Origin of the sequence: Priestia filamentosa (assembly GCF_900177535.1) — a bacterium.
GTDB classification, from domain to species: Bacteria; Bacillota; Bacilli; order Bacillales; family Bacillaceae_H; genus Bacillus_I; species Bacillus_I filamentosa.
Map to the genome: position 1 here is coordinate 85,926 of NZ_FXAJ01000001.1, position 22,369 is coordinate 108,294.

General features: G+C 36.6%; 21 protein-coding genes and 1 other annotated feature. Of the genes, 13 read left to right on the plus strand and 8 right to left on the minus strand.

Annotated elements, in window-relative coordinates:
• The first annotated feature begins 93 nt into the window (after positions 1–93).
• Positions 94–1,392 carry a UDP-N-acetylmuramate--L-alanine ligase gene (murC, locus tag B9N79_RS00550; RefSeq protein WP_040056935.1) on the plus strand — a complete coding sequence of 433 codons (1,299 nt, stop codon included), beginning with the start codon at positions 94–96 and terminating at the stop codon, positions 1,390–1,392.
• Positions 1,393–1,418: 26 nt separating this feature from the next.
• Here the strand turns inward: murC and B9N79_RS00555 are convergent, their stop codons facing one another.
• Positions 1,419–2,534, minus strand: a complete 1,116-nt coding sequence (locus B9N79_RS00555; protein WP_046217907.1) for an aminopeptidase — start codon at positions 2,532–2,534, stop codon at positions 1,419–1,421.
• A gap of 250 nt (positions 2,535–2,784) precedes the next feature.
• Between B9N79_RS00555 and B9N79_RS00560 the strand changes: the two genes are divergently transcribed.
• From B9N79_RS00560 to B9N79_RS00585, 6 genes are all read left to right on the plus strand, one after another.
• On the plus strand, positions 2,785–3,264 hold the full coding sequence (locus B9N79_RS00560; protein WP_019391165.1) for a DUF948 domain-containing protein: 480 nt from the start codon (positions 2,785–2,787) through the stop codon (positions 3,262–3,264).
• A gap of 25 nt (positions 3,265–3,289) precedes the next feature.
• Complete coding sequence (locus tag B9N79_RS00565; RefSeq protein ID WP_019391166.1) at positions 3,290–3,706, plus strand: YtxH domain-containing protein; 417 nt, start codon at positions 3,290–3,292, stop codon at positions 3,704–3,706.
• Positions 3,707–3,772: 66 nt separating this feature from the next.
• Positions 3,773–4,093 (plus strand): bacillithiol system redox-active protein YtxJ, encoded by a 321-nt coding sequence (ytxJ, locus tag B9N79_RS00570; protein WP_040056933.1) that lies wholly within the window; start codon positions 3,773–3,775, stop codon positions 4,091–4,093.
• A 237-nt stretch (positions 4,094–4,330) separates the two neighbouring features.
• Entirely contained in the window at positions 4,331–5,329 is a 999-nt protein-coding gene (gene ccpA / locus B9N79_RS00575; protein ID WP_040056932.1) for a catabolite control protein A, read from the plus strand.
• Positions 5,330–5,436: 107 nt separating this feature from the next.
• Positions 5,437–6,264, plus strand: a complete 828-nt coding sequence (locus tag B9N79_RS00580) for a MotA/TolQ/ExbB proton channel family protein (RefSeq protein WP_019391169.1) — start codon at positions 5,437–5,439, stop codon at positions 6,262–6,264.
• Complete coding sequence (locus tag B9N79_RS00585; protein WP_019391170.1) at positions 6,254–6,955, plus strand: flagellar motor protein MotB; 702 nt, start codon at positions 6,254–6,256, stop codon at positions 6,953–6,955. The genes B9N79_RS00580 and B9N79_RS00585 overlap by 11 nt, the downstream gene beginning before the upstream one ends.
• 40 nt (positions 6,956–6,995) lie before the next feature.
• Here the strand turns inward: B9N79_RS00585 and B9N79_RS00590 are convergent, their stop codons facing one another.
• The 3 genes from B9N79_RS00590 to B9N79_RS00600 are packed head-to-tail and all read right to left on the minus strand — an operon-like array spanning position 6,996 to position 9,470.
• The gene (locus B9N79_RS00590; protein ID WP_040056930.1) at positions 6,996–8,171 is read right to left on the minus strand and encodes an acetoin utilization protein AcuC; all 1,176 of its coding nucleotides are present in this window, start codon (positions 8,169–8,171) and stop codon (positions 6,996–6,998) included.
• Complete coding sequence (locus B9N79_RS00595) at positions 8,168–8,815, minus strand: acetoin utilization AcuB family protein (protein ID WP_019391172.1); 648 nt, start codon at positions 8,813–8,815, stop codon at positions 8,168–8,170. The genes B9N79_RS00590 and B9N79_RS00595 overlap by 4 nt, the downstream gene beginning before the upstream one ends.
• A gap of 22 nt (positions 8,816–8,837) precedes the next feature.
• Entirely contained in the window at positions 8,838–9,470 is a 633-nt protein-coding gene (locus B9N79_RS00600; protein ID WP_040056929.1) for a GNAT family N-acetyltransferase, read from the minus strand.
• A gap of 175 nt (positions 9,471–9,645) precedes the next feature.
• Between B9N79_RS00600 and acsA the strand changes: the two genes are divergently transcribed.
• A complete protein-coding gene (gene acsA, locus B9N79_RS00605) occupies positions 9,646–11,364 on the plus strand; it encodes an acetate--CoA ligase (protein ID WP_019391174.1) in 1,719 nt (572 codons plus the stop codon).
• A 37-nt stretch (positions 11,365–11,401) separates the two neighbouring features.
• On the opposite strand, the gene B9N79_RS00610 is transcribed toward acsA, so the two are convergent.
• Positions 11,402–13,477: a transglycosylase domain-containing protein gene (locus B9N79_RS00610; RefSeq protein WP_052264230.1), complete on the minus strand. Its 2,076-nt coding sequence runs from the start codon at positions 13,475–13,477 to the stop codon at positions 11,402–11,404.
• 168 nt (positions 13,478–13,645) lie between these two features.
• Positions 13,646–13,880: a binding site (T-box leader), on the plus strand.
• A 50-nt stretch (positions 13,881–13,930) separates the two neighbouring features.
• On the opposite strand from B9N79_RS00610, the gene tyrS reads away from it, so the two are divergent.
• Entirely contained in the window at positions 13,931–15,193 is a 1,263-nt protein-coding gene (tyrS, locus tag B9N79_RS00615) for a tyrosine--tRNA ligase (RefSeq protein ID WP_040056927.1), read from the plus strand.
• A gap of 87 nt (positions 15,194–15,280) precedes the next feature.
• Here tyrS and rpsD read toward each other — a convergent pair whose 3' ends face one another.
• Positions 15,281–15,883, minus strand: coding sequence for a 30S ribosomal protein S4 (gene rpsD, locus B9N79_RS00620; RefSeq protein ID WP_019391177.1), 603 nt, complete (start codon positions 15,881–15,883; stop codon positions 15,281–15,283).
• A 396-nt stretch (positions 15,884–16,279) separates the two neighbouring features.
• On the opposite strand from rpsD, the gene B9N79_RS00630 reads away from it, so the two are divergent.
• Both B9N79_RS00630 and B9N79_RS00635 read left to right on the plus strand, forming a co-directional pair.
• Positions 16,280–17,041 carry a hypothetical protein gene (locus B9N79_RS00630; protein ID WP_053102092.1) on the plus strand — a complete coding sequence of 254 codons (762 nt, stop codon included), beginning with the start codon at positions 16,280–16,282 and terminating at the stop codon, positions 17,039–17,041.
• Positions 17,038–18,099, plus strand: coding sequence for a sensor domain-containing diguanylate cyclase (locus tag B9N79_RS00635; protein ID WP_123796585.1), 1,062 nt, complete (start codon positions 17,038–17,040; stop codon positions 18,097–18,099). The genes B9N79_RS00630 and B9N79_RS00635 overlap by 4 nt, the downstream gene beginning before the upstream one ends.
• 48 nt (positions 18,100–18,147) lie before the next feature.
• On the opposite strand, the gene B9N79_RS00640 is transcribed toward B9N79_RS00635, so the two are convergent.
• Positions 18,148–18,633 (minus strand): GAF domain-containing protein, encoded by a 486-nt coding sequence (locus tag B9N79_RS00640; protein ID WP_040056926.1) that lies wholly within the window; start codon positions 18,631–18,633, stop codon positions 18,148–18,150.
• Positions 18,634–18,914: 281 nt separating this feature from the next.
• On the opposite strand from B9N79_RS00640, the gene refZ reads away from it, so the two are divergent.
• Positions 18,915–19,556 (plus strand): forespore capture DNA-binding protein RefZ, encoded by a 642-nt coding sequence (gene refZ, locus B9N79_RS00645; protein ID WP_040056925.1) that lies wholly within the window; start codon positions 18,915–18,917, stop codon positions 19,554–19,556.
• A 3-nt stretch (positions 19,557–19,559) separates the two neighbouring features.
• Here refZ and hisJ read toward each other — a convergent pair whose 3' ends face one another.
• Positions 19,560–20,354: a histidinol-phosphatase HisJ gene (gene hisJ / locus B9N79_RS00650; protein WP_040056924.1), complete on the minus strand. Its 795-nt coding sequence runs from the start codon at positions 20,352–20,354 to the stop codon at positions 19,560–19,562.
• Between the two features lie 222 nt (positions 20,355–20,576).
• Here hisJ and ezrA point away from each other — a divergent pair, with 222 nt between their 5' ends.
• The gene (ezrA, locus tag B9N79_RS00655) at positions 20,577–22,277 is read left to right on the plus strand and encodes a septation ring formation regulator EzrA (RefSeq protein WP_046217904.1); all 1,701 of its coding nucleotides are present in this window, start codon (positions 20,577–20,579) and stop codon (positions 22,275–22,277) included.
• Positions 22,278–22,369: the final 92 nt, after the last annotated feature.

Sequence of the window (22,369 nt, forward strand, 5' to 3'; positions counted from 1 at the left end):
GCAACAGAAGTAAGATTACAAGTATTTATAACCAAATTAAGATAAACGTCATATACTGTCTTACAGATAGACGTATTTTGGAGGTTCTTTTCTATGACTGTTTACCATTTTGTTGGAATTAAAGGAACTGGCATGAGTGCACTAGCGCAGATTTTACATGATATGGACTTTCAAGTACAAGGCTCTGATATTGAGAAAAAGATTTTTACTCAAAAAGCGTTAGAAGAACGGAACATACCAATTCATCCATTTTCCAAAGATAATATCCACGAAGGATTAACGATTATTGCGGGTAACGCATTTCCAGATACGCATGAAGAAATTGAAGCAGCGAAAGAGCAAGGTTTAGAAGTCATTCGCTACCACCGTTTTTTAGGAGACTTTATGAAACAGTATACAAGCGTTGCTGTTACAGGAGCGCATGGGAAAACGTCTACAACAGGCATGCTTTCTCATGTTATTCAAGGTGCGCGTCCTACGTCATATTTAATTGGTGACGGAACAGGAAAGGGAACGGCAGATAGCCAATACTTTGCATTTGAAGCATGTGAATATCGTCGTCATTTCCTTTCTTACCATCCTGATTATGCAATTATGACAAACATTGACTTTGATCACCCTGACTATTTTGCTAACGTAGATGATGTATTTAGTGCGTTTCAGGAGATGGCTCTTCAAGTGCAAAAAGGAATTATCGCTTGTGGAGATGATGAACATCTGCAAAAAATCCAAGCTAAAGTACCTGTTCTCTACTACGGGTTCCGAGAAGGAAACGACTTTCAAGCTCGCAACGTAGAGAAAACAACAGAAGGAACAACATTTGATGTGTTCGTACGTAATACATTTTATGCAACATTCTATATCCCAGGTTATGGAGACCATAACATTTTGAATGCTCTTTCTGTTATTGCTCTTTGTCACTATGAGCAAATTGATTCCGAAATCATTCAAGAGCGTTTTAAATCCTATGAAGGAGTAAAGCGTCGCTTCAGTGAAAAAGTGTTAGGTTCTCAAGTAATTATTGATGATTATGCACATCATCCAACTGAAATTCAAGCAACAATTAGTGCAGCTCGTCAAAAATACCCTGATCGTGAAGTTATTGCTGTATTCCAGCCACATACGTTTACACGTACACAAACGTTTTTAGGGGAGTTCGCAGAATCTCTTCAAAGTGCTGACAAAGTTTATCTTTGCGATATTTTTGGTTCTGCTCGTGAAAAACAAGGAAACTTATCAATTGAAGACTTACGTTCTAAAATTGAAGGGGCAGAGCTTATTAGCGAAGAAAGCATTGAAAAGCTTGGCAAACATGAAAAAGGGGTCTTAATTTTCATGGGAGCAGGAGACATTCAAAAGTTCGAAGAATTATATCAAAAAACACTCGTATAAAAAAGGTTCCCTAATGGGAACCTTTTTTATTTTAGGTTTTCTGGATTTAGAGCTTCTAACTCTTTAATGACGAAGCGACCGTCTTTGCGGATAAGGACATCGTCAAAGTAAATTTCTCCTCCACCATATTCAGGGCGTTGGATCATTACCATATCCCAATGAATGTTAGAATGGTTGCCGTTATAGGCTTCTTCATAACATTCTCCAGGAGTGAAGTGGAAGCTACCGTCAATTTTTTCATCAAATAAGATGTCTTGCATTGGATGTTGAATGTATGGGTTTACCCCAATTGCAAACTCCCCAACAAAGCGAGCTCCTTCATCAGTATCAAAAATATGATTGATACGTTCAGTATCGTTTGCTGTTGCATCAACAATTTTTCCATTTTCAAACGTTAATTTTACATTTTCAAATGTGAATCCTTGGTATGGAGATGGTGTATTGTAAGTGATAACTCCGTTCACAGAATCACGAACAGGAGCTGTAAAAACTTCTCCATCAGGAATATTCATTTCACCTGCACATTTCACAGCAGGGATGTCTTTAATAGAGAATGTTAGGTTTGTATCTTTTCCAATAAGCTGAACTTTATCTGTTTTATTCATAAGTTCTACAAGAGCATCCATTGCTTTATTCATCTTACCGTAGTCAAGATTACAAACATTGAAATAGAAATCTTCAAAAGCTTCTTTACTCATTTTTGAAAGCTGAGCCATTGATTCTGTAGGATAGCGTAAAACTACCCATTTTGTTTTTGGTACACGAATTTCACGATGAACTTTCTTGCCTACTGTATCGCCTTGGATTTTCATTTTTTCAGCGGGTACATCTGATTGCTCAAAAATATTGTCTCCTGCGCGAAGTCCAATATAAGCGTCCATCTCTTTCATAACGTTCGCTTCAAACTGAGCGATAAGCTCGTACTGTTCTTCAGAAGCCCCCATTAAGAGACTTCTATCTACTGTATGGTCTTTTAAGCTTACAAATGGAAGACCACCAGCTTCATAAGCTTCCTTTACAAGTGCTGACACAAGTTCTTTTTGTAAACCGAAGTTTTCAATGAGAATTTTTTCACCTTTTTGTAGCTTCACGGAATATTGAATAAGGTTTTTCGCTAGTTGTTGAATTCTTGGATCTTTCATGAGGAACCTCCTTGGAAATAAATATCTGTCCTTATTGTACCCTAGAAGAGGAAAATTTCATAAAAATATGAATAAAAGGGAATAAAAAAAAGAGAGGAGTTTGTTTTCTTTCTGTCGAATGATAAAATAGTATAAGTACATAAAGAGACCTGCTTCCTTTTTCCGAGATTCCTGTCCACAGTGAATAATATGTTTGTTTCTAGGTGAAAAAGGGTAGTGAATCGTATCAAAGAGTAGGAGGTTACTGTTCATGATTATCATCTTGTACTTAAGCGTCGCAGTTATTGCTGTTGCATTTCTTTTCCTCGTTATTTCACTCTCTAAAACTTTGCGATCTGTTCAAACTACGTTAGACTCTGTGTCTACAACGTTAACAGGTGTGGAAACGCAAATGAAGGGTATTACCGTTGAAACAACAGAGCTGCTTCATAAAACAAATGCACTAGCAGTTGACATTCAAAAAAAATCAGAGTCACTAAACAGTGTAGTAGACTCTGTTAGACAAGTAGGAAACTCTATCCAAGGATTAAACACATCTATTTCGCGAGTGTCTACAACGGTCACAGAACAAACTGAAGCAAATAAGGATAAAATTGCTCAAGTTGTTCAATGGAGTAACGTCGCAATGGATATTTGGAACAAAGTAAAAGGAAAAAGAAATCAACAACAAAAGCAATCACCACAAATTGAAGAAGAGAACGTTCCGAAACGTTCACGTATGTATATGTAGGATTTAAAAAGGAGGAGATTCAATTATGGGCGATCGAAACGGGAAAGAATTTATCGTTGGGACTGTTATTGGCGGAGTGATTGGCGCAGCTACAGCACTTCTATTAGCACCGAAATCTGGTAAAGAACTTCGCACAGATTTAAACGAACAAGCTGCATATGTTCGCCTTAAAACAGAGGAATTTAAAAACGTAGCTGTTGAAAAAGGTCAAGGATTTGCTGAATCAGCAAAAGGAAAAACAGCAGACTTTTCTCAAAATTTCTCAAAGCAGTCCTCTAATGTGATGGATAAAGTGAAAAACTTCCGTAGCACAGAGGATGATGAAATCTCAAATGCAAGTCTTCAAGTTCTTGAAAGTGAAGTAGAAGATCAATTAGAAAAGCTAGATGAAGAAGTAAAAAGTCCTGAATACAAGGGAGAAACACCTTCAAGTCAGCACTAATGAAATAAAGCGTTGCTAATTTTATTAGCAACGTTTTAATTTTTACAAGCTAAAGGAGTCCTAAGCGTGGATAAAATTTTTTCAGAAGAGCAGTTAAATCAAGCACTAGAAGAAAATAATACATTATTTTTACTAAAGCATAGTACGACGTGTCCTATTAGCCAAAATGCTTTTGAACAATATGAGAAGTTTTCTAAAGAAGAAAATGTACCCTGCTATTATTTATATGTTCAAGAAGCACGCCCTCTCTCAAATTATGTGGCAGAACAATACAATGTAAAACATGAATCACCTCAAGTTCTTTATTTTAAGCAAGGCAATGTAGAGGGGAATACCTCTCATTTTGACATTACGTACGAGAAACTAAGTAGTTACTTACACGAATAGCATTCTTTTGGAGGAATATGTAAGAGTAATACCAAAGGCTCGGCGTGTTGCTGAGCCTTTTTTATGCGATTTAGTAAACTTTTTGTGAAAAATATACATGAGAGACCAATAAGCATTTGTCATTATGTAAATAGTATCGTATATTATTTACAGACAATGAATCCGAAATTTAATCACTATTATGTGAAAAATGTGGATAAGCTAAGCGAAAAGCGTTGATATAAGGAGTGTTAAAACATGAATATTACAATATATGATGTTGCAAGAGAAGCAAATGTTTCAATGGCAACCGTATCACGTGTAGTAAATGGAAACCCAAATGTAAAACCATCAACAAGAAAAAAAGTATTAGAAACAATTGAAAGACTTGGGTATCGCCCAAATGCTGTAGCAAGAGGTCTTGCTAGTAAGAAAACAACGACAGTAGGGGTTATTATCCCTGATATTTCAAGCATTTTCCACGCAGAACTTGCACGTGGTATTGAAGATATCGCAACAATGTATAAATATAATATTATTTTGAGCAACTCAGATCAAAACAAAGATAAAGAGCTCCATCTCTTGAATACAATGCTTGGCAAACAAGTGGATGGCATTATTTTCATGAGTGGAAATGTACAGGAAGACCATGTTGAAGAACTGAAAAAATCTCCAGTTCCAGTTGTGCTTGCTGCATCTGTTGAACAATCAGAAGAAATTCCATCTGTAAATATTGATTATGAACAAGCTGCTTATGATGCAGTAAACGCTTTAATCGAGAAGGGTCATCGCAAGATTGGCTATGTTTCAGGCCCTGAGGAAGAACCAATCAATAGTTTAAAGAAAAATGAAGGTTATAAGAGAGCTTTAAAAGAAGCAAATATTTCTTATAATGAAGATTATGTTGCTGAAGGAGACTACACATACGATTCAGGAATTGAAGCTGTTCAGCAACTTTTGAAATTAGAAGATCGTCCAACAGCTATCTTTGTTGGAACAGATGAAATGGCTCTTGGAGTTATTCACGGAGCGCAAGATGAAGGCGTTTCAATTCCAGAAGACATTGAAGTGCTTGGATTTGATAATACAAGATTAGCGACAATGGTGCGCCCACAACTATCAACTGTTGTACAACCAATGTATGATATTGGAGCTGTTGCAATGCGACTATTAACAAAATTAATGAACAAAGAGCAAGTTGACAGCAACATTGTTCAACTTCCACATCGAATTGAATATCGCAATTCTACAAAATAAATAAAAGCTCATCAGCAGCAGACTTCTAAGTCTGCTGCTGATGAGCTTTCATGAGTGAGAAGCTAACTTTCTAAAAAGCTTGGGGTAAAAGAAAATGGAGAAACGTAATGAAGAAATATGATATTCTTACACCGCTAGGATTAGTTGTTGGTTGTGCCATTATTATTTTTGGAGTTATTACAAGTGGAGGGATTGAGAACTTCTTTTCCCTTTTAAATATCCCTTCCTTCTTTATTGTGTTAGGAGGAGTTTTAGCAGGACTTTTTGTTAGTTTTCGTATAAACGAGCTTAAAAAAGTAGGAACCATTGCTAAGCAGGCATTTCGCACTCAAAATTTTGAGCCTGAACCATATGTGGATCTTTTTGTTACTTTTGCTAATAAAGCAAGAAAAGAAGGGCTTTTATCTCTTGAAGCAGAGATGGAAAATGTAGAAGATCGCTTTTTGAAGAAAGGGATTCTTTTAGCTGTTGATGGAGTAGAGACAGATACGATTGAGGAAATATTAAATCTAGAAGTTGATGCGCTAGAAGAACGTCATCGCAAAGGTCGAAGTATTTTTGAGAAAGCTGCTGAATATGCCCCAGCGTGGGGAATGATCGGTACTCTTATTGGTCTTGTATTAATGTTGAAAAATATGGATGATCCTTCTTTACTCGGGCCAAATATGGCAGTAGCTCTTTTAACAACACTATATGGTTCATTGCTTGCTAATTTAGTGTTTCAGCCCCTTGCAGCAAAACTTTCGTTACAAACAGAACAAGAGATCTTCCTAAGACAATGTGTAATTGAAGGCGTTATTGGAGTTCAAACAGGGCAAAATCCAGGTATGGTAGAAGAGAGGCTATCTGCCTTTTTATCAACAGAAGAACGTTTAAATCGTAAGAAGAACAAGTGGGAAAAAGGTGGACAAGGAGTTAAAGAAATTGAGATCTAGAAAACATCGTCTTCGTCGTCCAAAGCGTCGTGAAGATGGAGGAAATGTAAAATGGCTTGTCACATTTGCAGACTTGATTACGCTTATTCTCGTTTTTTTTGTTCTTTTATTCTCCATGTCTCATATTAATAGCAGCAAGTTTCAGAAGCTTGTTGGTTCAATGGATAAAACATTAGCTAGTGAAAAAACAAAAGATGTACATAGTAAAGAAAGTCAAGGAGAAGTACAGTCAACGATGAACTCTGATGAACTTTTGGCTTATATTAAAGGGAAATTGAAGAAAAACAACTTAGATGATAAAATCGCAGCTAAAAAAGATTCACGAGGAGTTGTACTTGTTTTACAAGAACAAATCCTTTTCCCAACAGGGGAAGCAAGTCTCGTTTCTGAATCTCGGCCATTTTTAAATAAGATAGGTGAAATTATTAAAGAACTGCCAAATGTTATTCGTGTTGAAGGTCATACAGATAAGAGACCTATTCGAAACAGTTATTATCCTTCAAATTGGGAGCTTTCTACTGCCCGAGCAAGCAGTGTTATTCAATACTTGTCAGAAACCTATAACATCAACTCAAGCAGGTTTGTGGCAATTGGATATGGGGATACAAAGCCACTTAAAATAAGTAATCAAGAAGAAGAGATGAAGAAGAACCGCCGTGTAGAAATTGTAATCTCAGATCTTAATAACTAATACAGTAAAAAATCCGCTTTTTTGCAGCGGATTTTTTAGTTTATGTGACATTTTTATTTCTTTCTGAGCCACGGATTGGAAAAAGCAAATTTTGAAGCGTACGGCTATTTTTTTCTTCAATTTCTTTCTTACGGGGCACCTTTTTATATAAATTAGGAGGATCACTCCATGTTGTACAGAGTGGATGCTGCGCTCTTTTAGACCATTTATCAACCCAGTTCTTTGGCAAAAGATCTTCTTTAAGAGTAAACCCCGTCATTTCAAGCCAAATTAGTGACCATGCTCTAGGAACTACGCGCCAAATATCATATCCCCCACCTCCAACAGCAATCCAGCGTCCATTACAATATTTATGAGCTAGTTCATGAGCTATTTTAGGAATGTGTTTGTAGGTTTCCATAGTAGTATAAAGATGTGTCAATGGATCATGATAGTGAGCATCTGCGCCATTTTGCGTTAAAATGACGTCAGGTTTGAAAAATTCAGCAATTTCTCTTATCGCTGTTTCGTATGTGTATAAAAATGATTCATCTTCTGTATAGGCATCAAGAGGTAAATTAAAAGAATAGCCGTATCCATTTCCATAGCCCCTTTCATTAATTGTTCCTGTGCCAGGAAAGAGATAGCGGCCTGTTTCATGAATTGAAAACGTACAAATTTGAGGATCATCATAGAAGGCAACTTGAACACCGTCTCCATGATGTGCGTCAGTATCAATATAAAGAACCCGTGCATTATAATTCTGCTGTAAATATTTAATGGCTACAGCACTATCATTATAAATACAAAAGCCAGATGCCTTGCCACAAAAACCGTGGTGAAGCCCTCCTCCTAAGCTGATTGCATGACGAGTGTTCCCAGACATCACAAGATCAACCGCAGTAAGCGTGCCACCTACAAGATAAGCACTTGCTTCATGCATGTTAGGGAAAATAGGTGTATCTTCCGTACCAAGTCCAAAGTTTAGCCCTTCATCTTTTGATAGAAGTCCTTGGCCGGCTTTTTGAACAGCCTGAATGTAAGCCTCATGGTGGATAAGCTTAAGCTCTTCTAGAGAAGCCTGACGAGGTTTTATTACTTGTTGATCGCCTAAGGCGCCTAGTGCTTTTAATAAATCGTATGTCATCTCGACTCGAAGTTGATTAAAAGGATGATGAGCATTAAATTTATATGTTAAGAAATCTGGAGAATAAACAAATAAAGCGTCATGTTTCATCGTATCACATCCGTTATATGAGGTCGTAATACTTCATAACCGTGTTCAACTAAGGTATAGATTGCTTTTGTCGGGTTGAGCGTTTCAATGCGAAAAACAATTGTACGGTATGTATCATCTTGCTTATAAGGATAAACGAGAACGCTTAAAATATTTAGGTGATGGTCACTTAATAGCTTTGTGACTTCACTAAGTTTACCTGCTACATTTGGAACCTTTACTTCAATTTGAGAACCTGGTTGGTGTGCACCTGTTAATTGAACAAGAGTATTCAATATATCAGTCTTGGTTACAAGTCCGACGAGCTTGCCTTTGCGAATAATAGGGAGGCAGCTAATTTTGTTTTCATAAAAGGTAAATGAGATTTCTTCAACAAAATCAAGCGGATATGCCACGATCACATTTTTCGTCATAATCTTATGAACAGGCTTCTCGAATTCTTCAAATTCGTGATCTTGGGCAAAAATTGAAGGAGCAGCATCTTTTATATCACGATCTGAAACAATGCCAAGAAGCGTATATTCTTTATCTACAACTGGAATATGACGAACATGATACTTATTCATGAGAACAACAGCTTGTTTAATCTTATCTGTTGGCAGAAGAGTAATTAGATTTCTACTCATAATCTCTTCAACAATCATCCTTCACAGCTCCTTTTGTAAATTAGTACATAAAGCGATTTTGAAAACGAAGTTGATCAAACTTCTGCACAGATTCATGATTTACTTTCTTACCGAACCGAGCCATTAAGCAGTTAGCGGGGTGAGAGCAAATTTCAGGATCATCTGTGGCTACCCAAGTAAGTCCTCCTGTTTCCATCATTTTTTCCATTGCTTTTCGATACTCCCAAACATTTAACCCAGTGCCTTTTAAATCCCAATGCCAATAGTATTCAGTTGTAATAATAATATAGTTTTCCATCATCTTATCCATCATTGAAACTTCTAAAAGATTTTTTCCAATAGATATTTCTCGAAAAGGAGGAGCAACTTCAATAGCACCAAGTTCAATCAAGTTCTCTAAATTTCCTTCAGACCACCGCTCAAGTGGATCAGGATATAGAAATGTGACATAGCCTACAACAGTATCCTTATAACGGGCAATAATAATGCGCCCTTCTTCAAGCTCTGAAATTTCAAGCAATGCTTCTTTCTGTTGATCAGAAGGTCTAAAGGCCGTTAATCCTTCATGAAAATGAAGCTCTTTTAATCTATTTGTTTGGATAGGGCCTTCTACAATGATTGGACCTTGCTTTGTTTTTATTTCTTTGGCGTGGTACGTTTTTATATGCCTCAAATGCATTCACCACCTCGAAAATCTTTTCTTATATTATATTATACATAAAAAAGCACCTTATAAAGCGTTTTCAATAGGCTAAAGGGTAAAATATATAAATATTTTAAAAATTGAGAAATATTCCATTTTATATTATAATAGATTTTGTAAATTGCTACATAAGGAGGAGTTTGATATGGGGATGGAAGCGCTTCCGGTGATTAATGGGAATTATAACTTACAAAATTATAATGATGTTTACAGCAATTTTAACTGGAAAAACGTTGAAGAGCAATTTTCGTGGTATGAGAGTGGGAAACTAAATATGGCCTATGAAGCAATTGACAGGCATGCAAACTCTTTCAGGAAAAATAAAGTAGCGCTCTTTTACGAAAACGGAGAAAGAAAAGAGAAATATACTTTTAGGGAAATGAGTGCTTTGTCTAACAAAGCTGCCAATGTTCTCAAAAAGACAACAGATGTAGAAAAAGGGGACAGGGTGTTCATCTTTATGCCTCGATCGCCTGAACTGTACTTTGCAGTGCTAGGTGCTATTAAAGTAGGCGCAATTGTAGGGCCGCTTTTTGAAGCATTTATGGAGGGGGCTGTAAAAGATCGCTTAGAAGATAGTGAAGCGAAAGTACTTATCACAACGAAGGAGCTGTTAGAAAGAGTTCCCGTCAGTGATCTTCCTGCTTTAAAAAGTGTTCTTATTGTAGGAGAAGATGTTGAGGAAGACGATGTTTACCTTGATTTTAATAAACATTTTAGTGAAGCAAGTTCAACATTTGAGCCTGTTTGGGTAGAACGTGAGGACGGACTTATTCTTCACTATACGTCAGGATCAACTGGAAAACCAAAAGGTGTTTTACATGTACACAATGCTATGGTACAGCATTACCAAACAGCAAAATGGGTGCTTGACTTACAAGAAGACGATATTTACTGGTGCACAGCAGATCCAGGATGGGTAACAGGTACGTCTTATGGTATTTTTGGACCGTGGCTTGCTGGAGCAACAAATGTAATTGTTGGGGGCCGTTTTAGTCCTGATAACTGGTATAAAGCATTGGCTGATTATGGAGTAACTGTTTGGTATAGTGCTCCAACAGCGTTTAGAATGTTAATGGGAGCAGGGGACGAGCTCATGAGGAAGTATGATTTAAGTAATCTTCGTCATATTGTGAGCGTTGGAGAGCCCCTAAATCCTGAAGTTATTAGATGGGGAATGAAAGTATTTAATCTTCGTATTCATGATACATGGTGGATGACAGAAACAGGAGGCCAAGTGATCTGTAATTACCCAGCAATGGAAATTCGTCCAGGATCAATGGGGAAACCAATTCCAGGAATTAAGGCAGCCATTGTAGATGATAGAGGACAGGAGCTTCCTCCAAACCGTATGGGTAATCTAGCTATTGCAAAAGGGTGGCCTTCAATGATGAGGTCAATTTGGAATAACCCTGAAAAGTATGAAACGTATTTTATGCCTGGCGATTGGTATGTGTCAGGTGATTCGGCTTATATGGATGAAGACGGATATTTTTGGTTCCAAGGAAGAGTAGATGACGTTATTATGACGTCGGGTGAACGAGTAGGTCCGTTTGAAGTGGAAAGTAAACTTGTAGAACATGAGGCTGTTGCAGAGGCAGGCGTTATCGGTAAGCCAGATCCTGTGCGTGGAGAAGTTATTAAAGCATTTATTGCTTTAAGAGATGGATATGAGCCTTCTGATGAACTTATCGAGAATATTCGTCAGTTTGTAAAGAAAGGCCTTGCAGCACATGCTGCACCACGAGAGATTGAATTTAGAGAAAAGCTACCGAAAACAAGAAGTGGAAAAATTATGCGTCGCGTGTTGAAAGCATGGGAGCTTGATTTGCCTGCTGGAGACCTTTCTTCAATGGAAGATTAATAAAAAGAGAGACTGCTTTTATAGCAGTCTCTCTTTTTTAAGGTTGAAAGCGTTCAGATGGAGCTATAAGATTAGGTTCCACTCGATATGCTGCATTCATATACTGAGCCCACAGTCGTAAGTGATCTCCTGGTTTTGCTGAACTTTGCGGACTATTTAAGCGTCCTACCCATGTTCCAAATGTTACATTTGGATTCGATGCAACAAACCATAAATCATTTTCATTTTGAGTTGTTCCAGTTTTTCCAGCAAGATCAGAATTAAACTGTAAGTAACTTCGTACTCTTGCAGCGGTTCCTGTTTGGACAACATCTCTCATTATACTAATCATTTGGTTAGAAGTATTAGTAGAGAACACGGTTGTTGGTTTTGTCTCGTGTTGATATAAAACTTTCCCATCGCGCGTTTCAATTTTTTCGATAAGGTAAGCGTCCTTGAATTGGCCTTTATTCGCAAACGTTGTATAAGCATTGACGTTTTCTTCAACTGTTACGCCTGTTCGCATGGCTCCTAATGCAAGGGAAGCATTCACGTAATCCTCTTTTTGGAGAGAAGTAAAGCCCATTTTTTCTAGGTAAGAGACTGGATTGTTTCCTTTGTTCATCTTATATACTCTCGCAGCTGGAATATTGTAAGAGTATGTAAGTGCTTTTCTTACCGTTACTGGAGCAGTATAATTTTTTCCTGCATTTTTTGGTGACCAGTTTCCCCAAGTAAAGGCACTATTACTAATCGTAGAGTTAGCGGAAATTAATCCGTTTTGGATAGCAGGTGCATATACAAGCAGTGGCTTCATTGTTGAACCATTAGGCTTTTCTACGCTTGTAGCATAGTTATATTGAGAACTTTCGTAATCGCGGCCTCCAACAAAACTAATAATAGCTCCTGTTTTGTTATCAATCATCACACTACCGGTATTGACTTTTACGTAATTATTAAAGCCGTTGAAATTTTTCGTTACGTTTTCCATTGCATCATAGATATCTTTATGAATTGTAGTGTGAATGCGGTAACCGTTTTGTCTCATATTAAGATCTGCTTGCTCGGTATACTGTTGAAGAAGAGCTTTATCACCATAGAGCTTTTCTGTACTAATACCTGCTTTGTTTGCAAGCTGCTCTGCTAAAATTTTACGCACTTGCTTTTCCACTTCAAAATTCAACCAAGGATACTTTTCTACAACAGAAGGAGAAGAAGTTTTAAAGTCTTTTGTAATATCGTAGTTTATTGCTTGTTCATACTCCTGTTTGGTAATGTACCCAGCTCGTTTCATGCGGAAGAGCACGGTTTTCATTCGTTTTACTCCTGGAGAAAGATCTTCCTTTAATTGTCCAGCTTGCGTAAATGGTGTATAGCGGGATGGACTTTGAGGAAGGCCAGCAATAAAGGCTGCTTGTTCAAGTGTCAGATCTTTTGCATCTCGTCCAAACAGTCCTTGAGCAGCTGTTTGAACACCTGCAATATTGCTTCCCGCTGAATTTCTTCCAAAGTAAGCAACGTTTAGATAAGCTTCTAAAATTTCCTCTTTGGAGAAGTAGTTTTCAACACGGAGGGCAAGAAGAATCTCATTTGCTTTCCTTGTAAAGGAAACTTCATTTGTTAACATCTGATTTTTAATAAGCTGCTGTGTTAATGTACTTCCGCCTGTTCTCGTAGCAGAATTTGAAACATCTTGATAAAGAGCTCGAAGAACAGCTTTTGGAACTACTCCGTCATGTTTATAGAAATACTCATCTTCTGTCGAAATGAGGGCATTAACGAGGTGAGGAGAAACATTTTCTAACTTCACTTCATCACGCTCAAGATTTGATCGTAGCTTTCCTAGAGATACATTGTTAGCAAAGTAAATTTCGCTTGTTTCGCTATAATTCGTTAAAGCGTCACTCATCTCCTTTTTAGAAGGAGGTGACTCGTCTTTAATGAGGGAAGCAAAATATCCAGAGCCTGCTCCAAAGGCAAATGAACCGATTACAAGTAAAAAAATGAAGCCAATAATAACAATATTATAAATAACGAGAGAGGCTAACTTTCCTCTTTTTATATAAGTGGATGATTGTCCATCTTTAAGGCTAGCTAATAGCTCCTTTAGTTTTGTTTTCCACTTTTCCCACATATATGATATCCCCCTTACTTCTGTTTATTATAGCATAGTTATTTTTACGAGAAATGTAGTATTTTGTCTTTAATGTAGTATATTTTCCATAATATTTGATACCTGTTTTTAGGACCAGTTCTTGCAATTTAAGATAAAATCGTTCATAATCAATGATATGTGAATATATGGACTGCTATGAAAGGAATTAGTAACAAACTTCTCCCTGTTTTAGAGAGCTGATGGATGGTGGAAATCAGTACAAAGTTGTTTTGTGAATTACCTCCTAGAGCATCTTTTGTGAACAATGAGGTAATCATTTATTAGCAAAAGACGGTGTATACCGTTAAAGTAACTGAGTGAAAACAATCTTTAGTGGATTGTTTTAACAAGGGTGGTACCGCGATCAAACCTCGTCCCTTCTAGCAATAGAAGGGGCGTTTTTTATTTGAAAAGAAAAAAGGAGCGAATAAAATGAATCTTATCGAAGATTTACAATACCGTGGTCTTATTAATCAAATGACAGATGAGGAAGGACTAACAAAGCTGTTAGCTGAAGAAAGTGTAACGCTTTACTGTGGGTTTGATCCGACAGCAGACAGTTTGCATATTGGTCATTTACTTCCTATCCTCATGTTAAAGAGATTCCAAGAAGCAGGACACCGTCCACTTCCTCTTGTTGGTGGAGCAACAGGTCTTATTGGAGATCCAAGTGGTAAGAAAGCAGAACGAACTTTAAATGAAAAAGAAGTTGTGGATCTATGGGTTGAGCGTATTAAAGAACAGCTTTCCCGCTTTTTAGAGTTTAAAGAAGGCGATAACGCAGCAAAAATGACAAACAACTATGACTGGGTTGGCAATATGGATGTTGTATCATTCTTGCGCGATATCGGAAAAAACTTTGGCTTAAATTACATGCTTGCTAAAGACACTGTACAATCTCGTATTGAAACAGGTATTTCATTTACTGAATTCACGTATATGATCCTACAATCACTTGATTTCCTTCGTCTATATCAAAATGAAGGGTGTCGTTTGCAAATTGGTGGAAGCGATCAGTGGGGAAATATTACATCTGGATTAGAATTAATTCGCAAATCAGAAGAAAATGCAAAAGCATATGGTTTAACTGTCCCACTTGTAACAAAATCTGATGGAACAAAGTTTGGAAAAACAGAAGGTGGCGCAGTTTGGTTAGACTCAGAAAAAACGTCGCCATATGAGTTCTACCAATTCTGGATTAATACAGATGATCGCGATGTAATTAAGTACATTAAGTACTTTACTTTCTTAAGTCATGAGGAAATTGAAGAACTTAATCGCAAAACAAAAGAAGAGCCCGAGCAACGCGCAGCTCAAAAAGCACTAGCTGAAGAAATGACGAAACTTGTTCATAATGAAAAAGCTTTAGAGCAAGCGATCCGTATTTCACAGGCATTGTTTAAAGGGGAAATCAAAGCTTTGACAGGTGCTGAGATTAAGCAAGGATTCAAAGATGTTCCAACATTTGAAGTGAAAAAAGACGAAGAGATCGGTCTTATTGATCTTCTTGTATCAGCAAAAATCTCTCCATCTAAACGTCAAGCACGTGAAGATATCGGAAATGGCGCAGTTTATATTAATGGAGAACGTGAGCAAGATTTACAAAAAACATTATCAGCGGAAGACCGTATTGACGGCGAGTTCACGGTTATTCGTAGAGGTAAGAAGAAGTACTTTGTAATTGAGTATAAATAATGAAAAAAGAAGCTAAACATTTATTGTTTAGCTTCTTTTCATATATAAATAAAAAAGCGATTGGACCAGTCCAATCGCTTTTTGTTATTAACGAGAGTAGAACTCTACGATAAGTGCTTCGTTGATCTCAGCTGGTAATTCAGAACGCTCTGGTAAGCGAGTGAAAGTACCTTCTAATTTCTCAGCATCAAATGTAACATAATCAGGTACGAAGTTTGTTACTTCGATTGCTTCTTTAACGATAGAAAGGTTACGTGACTTTTCACGTACAGAAACAACTTGACCTGGAGTTACACGGTAAGATGGGATGTCAACGCGAGAACCATCAACAAGAATATGACCATGGTTAACTAATTGACGAGCTTGACGACGAGTGCGTGCAAGACCTAGACGATATACGATGTTATCAAGACGAGCTTCAAGAAGTGTCATGAAGTTTTCACCGTGGATACCTTCCATTTTACCTGCTTTTACGAATAAGTTACGGAATTGACGTTCGTTAACTCCGTACATATGACGTAATTTTTGTTTCTCTTGTAATTGTAAACCATACTCAGAGATTTTTTTACGTTGTCCTGGACCGTGTGGACCTGGAGCGTAAGGACGTTTTTCTAATTCTTTACCTGTTCCGCTTAGTGAAACACCTAAACGACGAGATAATTTCCAACTTGGACCTGTATAGCGAGCCATAATGACTCCTCCTTTTGTGTGTTTTTATTTCGCATGAAATAAAAACAGCCACAATCCTTTATCATGTTCATTTTGTTTTCATGCATCCTCGCTCCAGCAGCCAAGAGTTACAAGATACACCTTATCGCTAAGGAACAAAATGAATTCACCATAAAGATTGCCAGTACTGCCTTTCATATTTCACACAGAGAGTATTATATAATCTTCTCAGAAAAAAATCAAATCTTTTTCTGTATAAAACAAATAAAGGAAGAAAAAGAGTGAAAGGTTAGAAGAAAACTTTTGAGGGTACAAAGTAATAGGTAAATGTAACTATATTGGTTACAATATATACTATAATTTAGAATACATACCTTAAATTACAATAGGAAGTTTATTTAAATTAAGGAGTTTGATATGCCTATAGAAAAACTAATGACCCATGTAAAACAAGCTTTTTTTGATATGCTTATGAAAAAAATACCTAAAGAAAATCCTTCCTCCTTATATGAAGAGGTCCTCCGTATTCTTGTTGATTCCTGTACATTAGAAGGTGCGTTTCTAGTATACGAAGTGGATAAATATATAGTGACTAGTGAGGAGGTTGCGTGGAATGAAGAACATAATATAGTAAACAGCGTTCAAAAAGTACCAGGTGATCAAACGATTTTTTCTTTTCAAGAGAGGGGAAGGGAAATCGCTGTTTTTCAATTTCCTTTTCTATCTTTGAAGGAATTTTATTTAGGAATTGTATACAGAGCAAATACTTTACCACCTGAATTTTCTCCTCTTTTATGGACAACATGTGCTCAGTTTTTAGAGTATGTAGATAAAGAGATAGAAAAAGAATATGAGAGAGCCCGATATGCAGGCCTTTACGATTTAACAATGAAGCTTTATTCTTCATTAGATTCTAATCAAGTGTTAAAAGATGTTATTACGGCGCTTGATACCATTTGTCCAAAAACAGAGTGTTCGCTTATTCTTTCACATGATAGTGAAGTAAGTCATGATTTTCCTATTCGTACAATGAAATATAACGACCAAAAGTTGAGTCCTGCAGTAATGAAAGCTTATGTTTCAGGAAGAATTCATATTGAAATGATAAAAGATGGAAAAAATCTGTTCTATATGCACCTTTGCAAGGAAAGCAAGGAGTGTATGGGGTTCTTGAAATGATCGGAGAAAATGGAGTTATTTGCTCAGAGCAGGAAATGAATTTTATTGAAAAATTCGCTCATACAACAGGAGCAGCTTTAGAAAATGCCAAGCTTCATGAACAGTTGGAACAGGTGATTGAAGATGTCAAACTTATTAATGAGACTTCACATAAGCTCAACTCAAGTCTACGGTTAGACGATACGATTCATTATATGACAGAGAAAATCCTTCCTTTTTTCATGCTAAAGGTGTTGGTTTTCTTCTCTGTAATTACAAATGATAAGTATAAAATATTAGAAGGTAGTACAGAATTATTTTTTCAAACAAAAAACAAGCCTTATATTGATAAAATTTATAAGAAAATTAACAGAGAAAAAGAGTCGAAATTTATCAATGACACAGATACACTATTTGGCGAGAAGTTTCCATATCGTTCTCTTATTGCTCTTCCTATGATTCACAACAATAAAATGTTCGGACTTGTCCTCATTGTTCATGTTAAGCCATACTTCTTTATATTTAACCACTATAGAGTATTACAATCCCTTGTACATCATTCAACACTTGCTTTTACAAATTCTATTTTGCGAGAGGAGTTAGAAAGTTTAGTTGTAACAGATCACCTTACAAAACTTTATTCACGAAGTTATCTAGATGAGCAAATTCAGCAGTCTATAGAACGGGACAAACTTGGTTCTCTTCTTTTGTTGGATATTGATAATTTTAAGCAAGTGAATGATACGTATGGTCATCAAACAGGAGATCAAGTCATTATACAAGTGGCCTCAATTATAAAAAATAATTTGAGAGATGGAAATATTGGAGCTAGATGGGGAGGTGAAGAGCTTGCTGTTTATTTGCCAAATGTTCCACAACATATCGCAGTCAGTATTGCACAGCGCCTTGTCGCAGAAGTCCATAAGGAAACTGTTCCACATACAACCGTTTCGTGCGGCGTTTCATCGTGGGAAAGGGGTGAAAAGTCAGCACATCGGTTATTTATTAAGGCTGATAAAGCTCTTTATCAAGCGAAAAATAACGGGAAAAATCAGGTTGTAAAAAGTTGTGAAAAATAAAGAAGCTGCCAGGATACCACTTTTTGTGGTTTATTGGCAGCTTCTTTATTATAGCGTTTGAACTAATACGTCAACAAACTGATTTAGATATTTTTCATCTTGTTCATCAAAACGGTTTTTAACAGGGCTATCAATATCTAAGACTCCAATTGTTTTTCCATCTTTGATAATTGGAACAACAATCTCAGATTGAGAAGCACTGTCACAAGCAATGTGGCCTGGAAACTCGTGTACATCTTTAACACGAAGTGTCTTTTGTTCAGCAGCAGCAGTACCGCAAACGCCTCTTCCAAATGGAATTCGAACGCATGCAGGAAGCCCTTGGAAAGGTCCAAGAACAAGTTGATTTTTAGCTTCATCTGTAAGATAAAAACCAACCCAGTTGATTTCTTCTAAAAATTGATTTAGAAGTGATGAAGCGTTCGCCAAATTAGCAATAGTGTTTGGTTCATCAGCTGTTAGAGCTTGAAGTTGTTTAATAACAAGCTCAAAGTCTTTCTCTCTTTGTCCACTATAATTTTCGACATGAAACATGGAAAAACCCCTTTCAACTATAAAAAAAATCAAATTTCGATTTCATATTTATAGAACCTTCAAACTTTGTCGAGTAAAAAGAGGAGGAAAGAAGGTTCATAAAACGAATCATCTATAATAAAGTCAAAAAATTAGATATTCTGCTCGTGTTTAATATTACTAGTACCCTTTATGTCTGCTTCTGTCACAATAGCCCTTATTATAAATTCCTTTTGTATCGTTCAAAGTATTGTTGCACATTCGTTTGTAATTTGCAAACACTTTATATTGAGAGGGTGACAATGTTGAAGGAAAAAGTAGAAACAAAAGAAAGAGTGTTGGATGCAGCTGTTTCCTTGTTTCAAATTAAAGGATTTAACGGGACTTCTGTTCGCGAGATTGCGAAAAAGGCAGGTGTGAATGTAGCAAATATCTCTTACTACTTTGATGGGAAAGAGGGACTCCTTGAGTATATTGTTACTAAGTTCTTTGAAGGCTATATTAAAGAAATGGATAAAGTATGGCGATCATTTCAAAATCGGCCTGTGCGAGAATGCTTCGGTCAAATGCTTTTTCACTTAATGAAATATCAGCACAAACATAGGGAAGTTGCTCGGGTCATTTACCGGGAACTTTCCGTAGATACAACGTTTGTTCGGGAGATTATGTCAACCTATTTAACGAAAGAGAAATATTATTTAAAAATGCTCCTAGAGCTTGGCATGAAAAGAAAAGAATTTCGACATGTGAGTATTTCATTTACAATTATGCAGCTTAAGGGCATGATGACAATGCCGTATTTGCATCAGCAGTATGCAGCGGAAGTGCTTCATGTCCTCACACATGAGGAGTATTTTGTTACTAAATATACGAGTGAGCTACAGCAGTGGATTAACGAGCATATATGCTTGCCATGCGCTCCGCTGCAGCTTGTTGTAAAATAACATTTATCTTTCAAAAAGTTTTGTGTAGCTTTGACCAACATCCTTCGCACAATGGGCATCTGACCCATAAACAAGAGGGATGTTTTTTTGTTGAGCAAGTGCAACAACTTCTTTAGAAGGATATGCTTCTTGACAAAGTGGTTTGTGAAATCCAGCTGCATTATAATCGAGTTCTAAATTTCGGTTCTTCACTTCATGTAAAATATGCAAAACTTCATTTTGAAAAGAGACTTCACATGGAAACTTTTTTTGGAATTTATGAACAAGTGTTATATGACCTATTCGTTTCGGCTTGTAAGACCCTAAATCTGCTTTAACTGATGAAGCAACTGCTTCAAAATAAGCTTTGTAAACTTCTTCCACAGAGCCAAACTTTGTGATAATATGTTCAAATTCTTCCTCACTATAGTCTAAACAGTAAAACGAATCTTCTCTATTAAGGAAATGAACAGACAATAAGCTATCGTCAAGATATGGCCCATATGTATTAAGAAATTGCCTAGTCTCTTCTTCATATTCGTTAATATAATCTACCTCTAATCCAACATTAATCTTCACTTCTTTTTGAAACTCTTTCTTCACTTTCTCAATTTGCTCAATATAGAGTTCCATTTCGCTCATTTTCATAGCACTATCTTTCAATGGAGTAGGATCCTTGAAAGAAGGAGGAAGGGGAGCATGCTCTGTGAAAGAAATTTCTTCAAATCCTTGTGTAACTGCTTTATAAACATAACTCCTTAATTCATCACTTGAACCATGGGGACAAAATGGAGTATGAATGTGACCGTCTTTCTTCATAATGTCTCTCTCCTTAACAGCAAAATATAAGCGTTTTCGATAAAAAAATGCTAGAATGTAGAAAAGTATGAGGAATATTGTTTATTTCGCTAAAAAAATTTAAAAATTTCCTCAAAAAATGTTATGAACATGGTATCATAAAAGCATTGACAAAAACATCATTCATTACATATTTACATAAGAAAATTGAACAGTCGGACGGCATTGTGAGGGGGAATAAAGATGGAGCTCGCGATTATAATCATTCTCCTTATTATAGGATTTATTTTGTACGGTTTCTTCCTTCGAAAAAAAATTTATCGAGAAGTTGATCGATTGGATTCTATAAAGGCGGCATTGATGAGCGAACCTGTAGCAGATGAAATTGCAAAAGTGAAACAGCTTAAAATGACAGGAGAAACAGAAGAATTATTTGAAAGCTGGCGTGAAAAATGGGACAACATTGTTGCTATACGCCTGCCCAAAATGGACGATGCGTTTTATGAAATTGAAGAACTTGCTGATAAGTACAAATTTCGAAAAGCAAAAGCGCGTATTTCTTCTTTAGATGAAGAGCTTGCTAACATTAAACAAGATATTGATACAATTTTAGAAGAGCTTCAAAACTTACTCGGTAGTGAGGAAAATAATAAGAAAACCATTGTAGAAATGGAAGAACTTTTCAGAGAAACTAAGAAACGATTGCTTGCACATCGTTACTCATATGGAAAAGCAGAAGAACCTCTTACAGAGAAACTTGAAAAAATTCAGAAACAGTTTGTGAAATTTAACGAAGAAACAGAAAATGGCAACTACTTGCAAGCAAGTGCCATTTTAATGAGCATTGAAGAACGGTTAGCAGTAATGACAAACAATCTTGAAAAAATCCCGGCTCTTTTTACAGAGCTTCAAACAACAATACCAACACAGCTTGAGGAATTAAGAGAAGGCTATATTGGGATGCTTGAAGAAGGGTACATTCTTGAGCATCTTCAAATTGAAGAGTCATTAGAGGAACTAAGCAGAGCAGCTAGAGCTATTATTGGAGAGATTGAAGTATTAAATATTGAAGAAGCAGAAGCGAGTGTTGCGGCAATTAACGCTAAGATTGACGGCATTTACGATATGCTTGAAAAAGAAGCGCGTGCATTTCAGCAAATGAATCAGGACATTGATCGAATTTCAGTTATGATTAAAGCCCTTCAGGCAAGAAATCACGAAGTGAAAGAAGAAGCGCTTCTTGTTCAAAAAAGCTACCATTTAACACCAGAGGAGCTTGAGCTTTATCAAAAGATTGATCGAGAGCTAAAGCGATTAACAAATCTTTATTACAACATTGTCAATAAAGCAGAGCAACAAAACATTGCTTATAGCGTGATTTTTGAGGAACTTGAAGAAGTGTTAACACAGCTGAATAAAGTCGAAGGTATTCAGCAAGCATATATTGAAATGCTTCAAGATTTAAGAAAAGACGAGCTAGCAGCTAAAGAGAAAATTGCAGACTTGCGCAAGCAGCTTTTTGAAGCTCGTCGTATTGTGGAAAAAAGCAATGTACCTGGAATTCCAGAATCTTATCGAGAAGATATTCAACGCGCTTATGGGAAGATCCAAGAAGTTAGCACAAAACTAGAAGAAAAACCGCTCGATACAGTAGCTGTAAATGAGCTGCTTGAGCAAGCTGTTGAAGAAGTTCAGCTTTCCTTCCGCGAAACAGAAGAATTGATTTTTGAGGCAGCACTTGTAGAACGAATGATTCAGTATGGAAACCGCTACAGAAGCCGTCATCCAGAAGTTGCTGAAAGTTTACTACAAGCAGAACAGGCTTTTAGACAATACGACTATAAGAGAGCCTATGAAGAAGCGTCTTCAGCGCTTGAGAGCGTTGAACCAGGTTCTGTTTCATCCATTGAAAGTTCGTTAAAAGAAGACGAGTCGCTACGATAAAATGTAGCGGCTTTTTTCTTTGTGTTTTCAATCAGCTTTATTGCAAAACTTTATTCGTATGGTATGATAAAAAAAGTTTGTAAAAAAAGAAA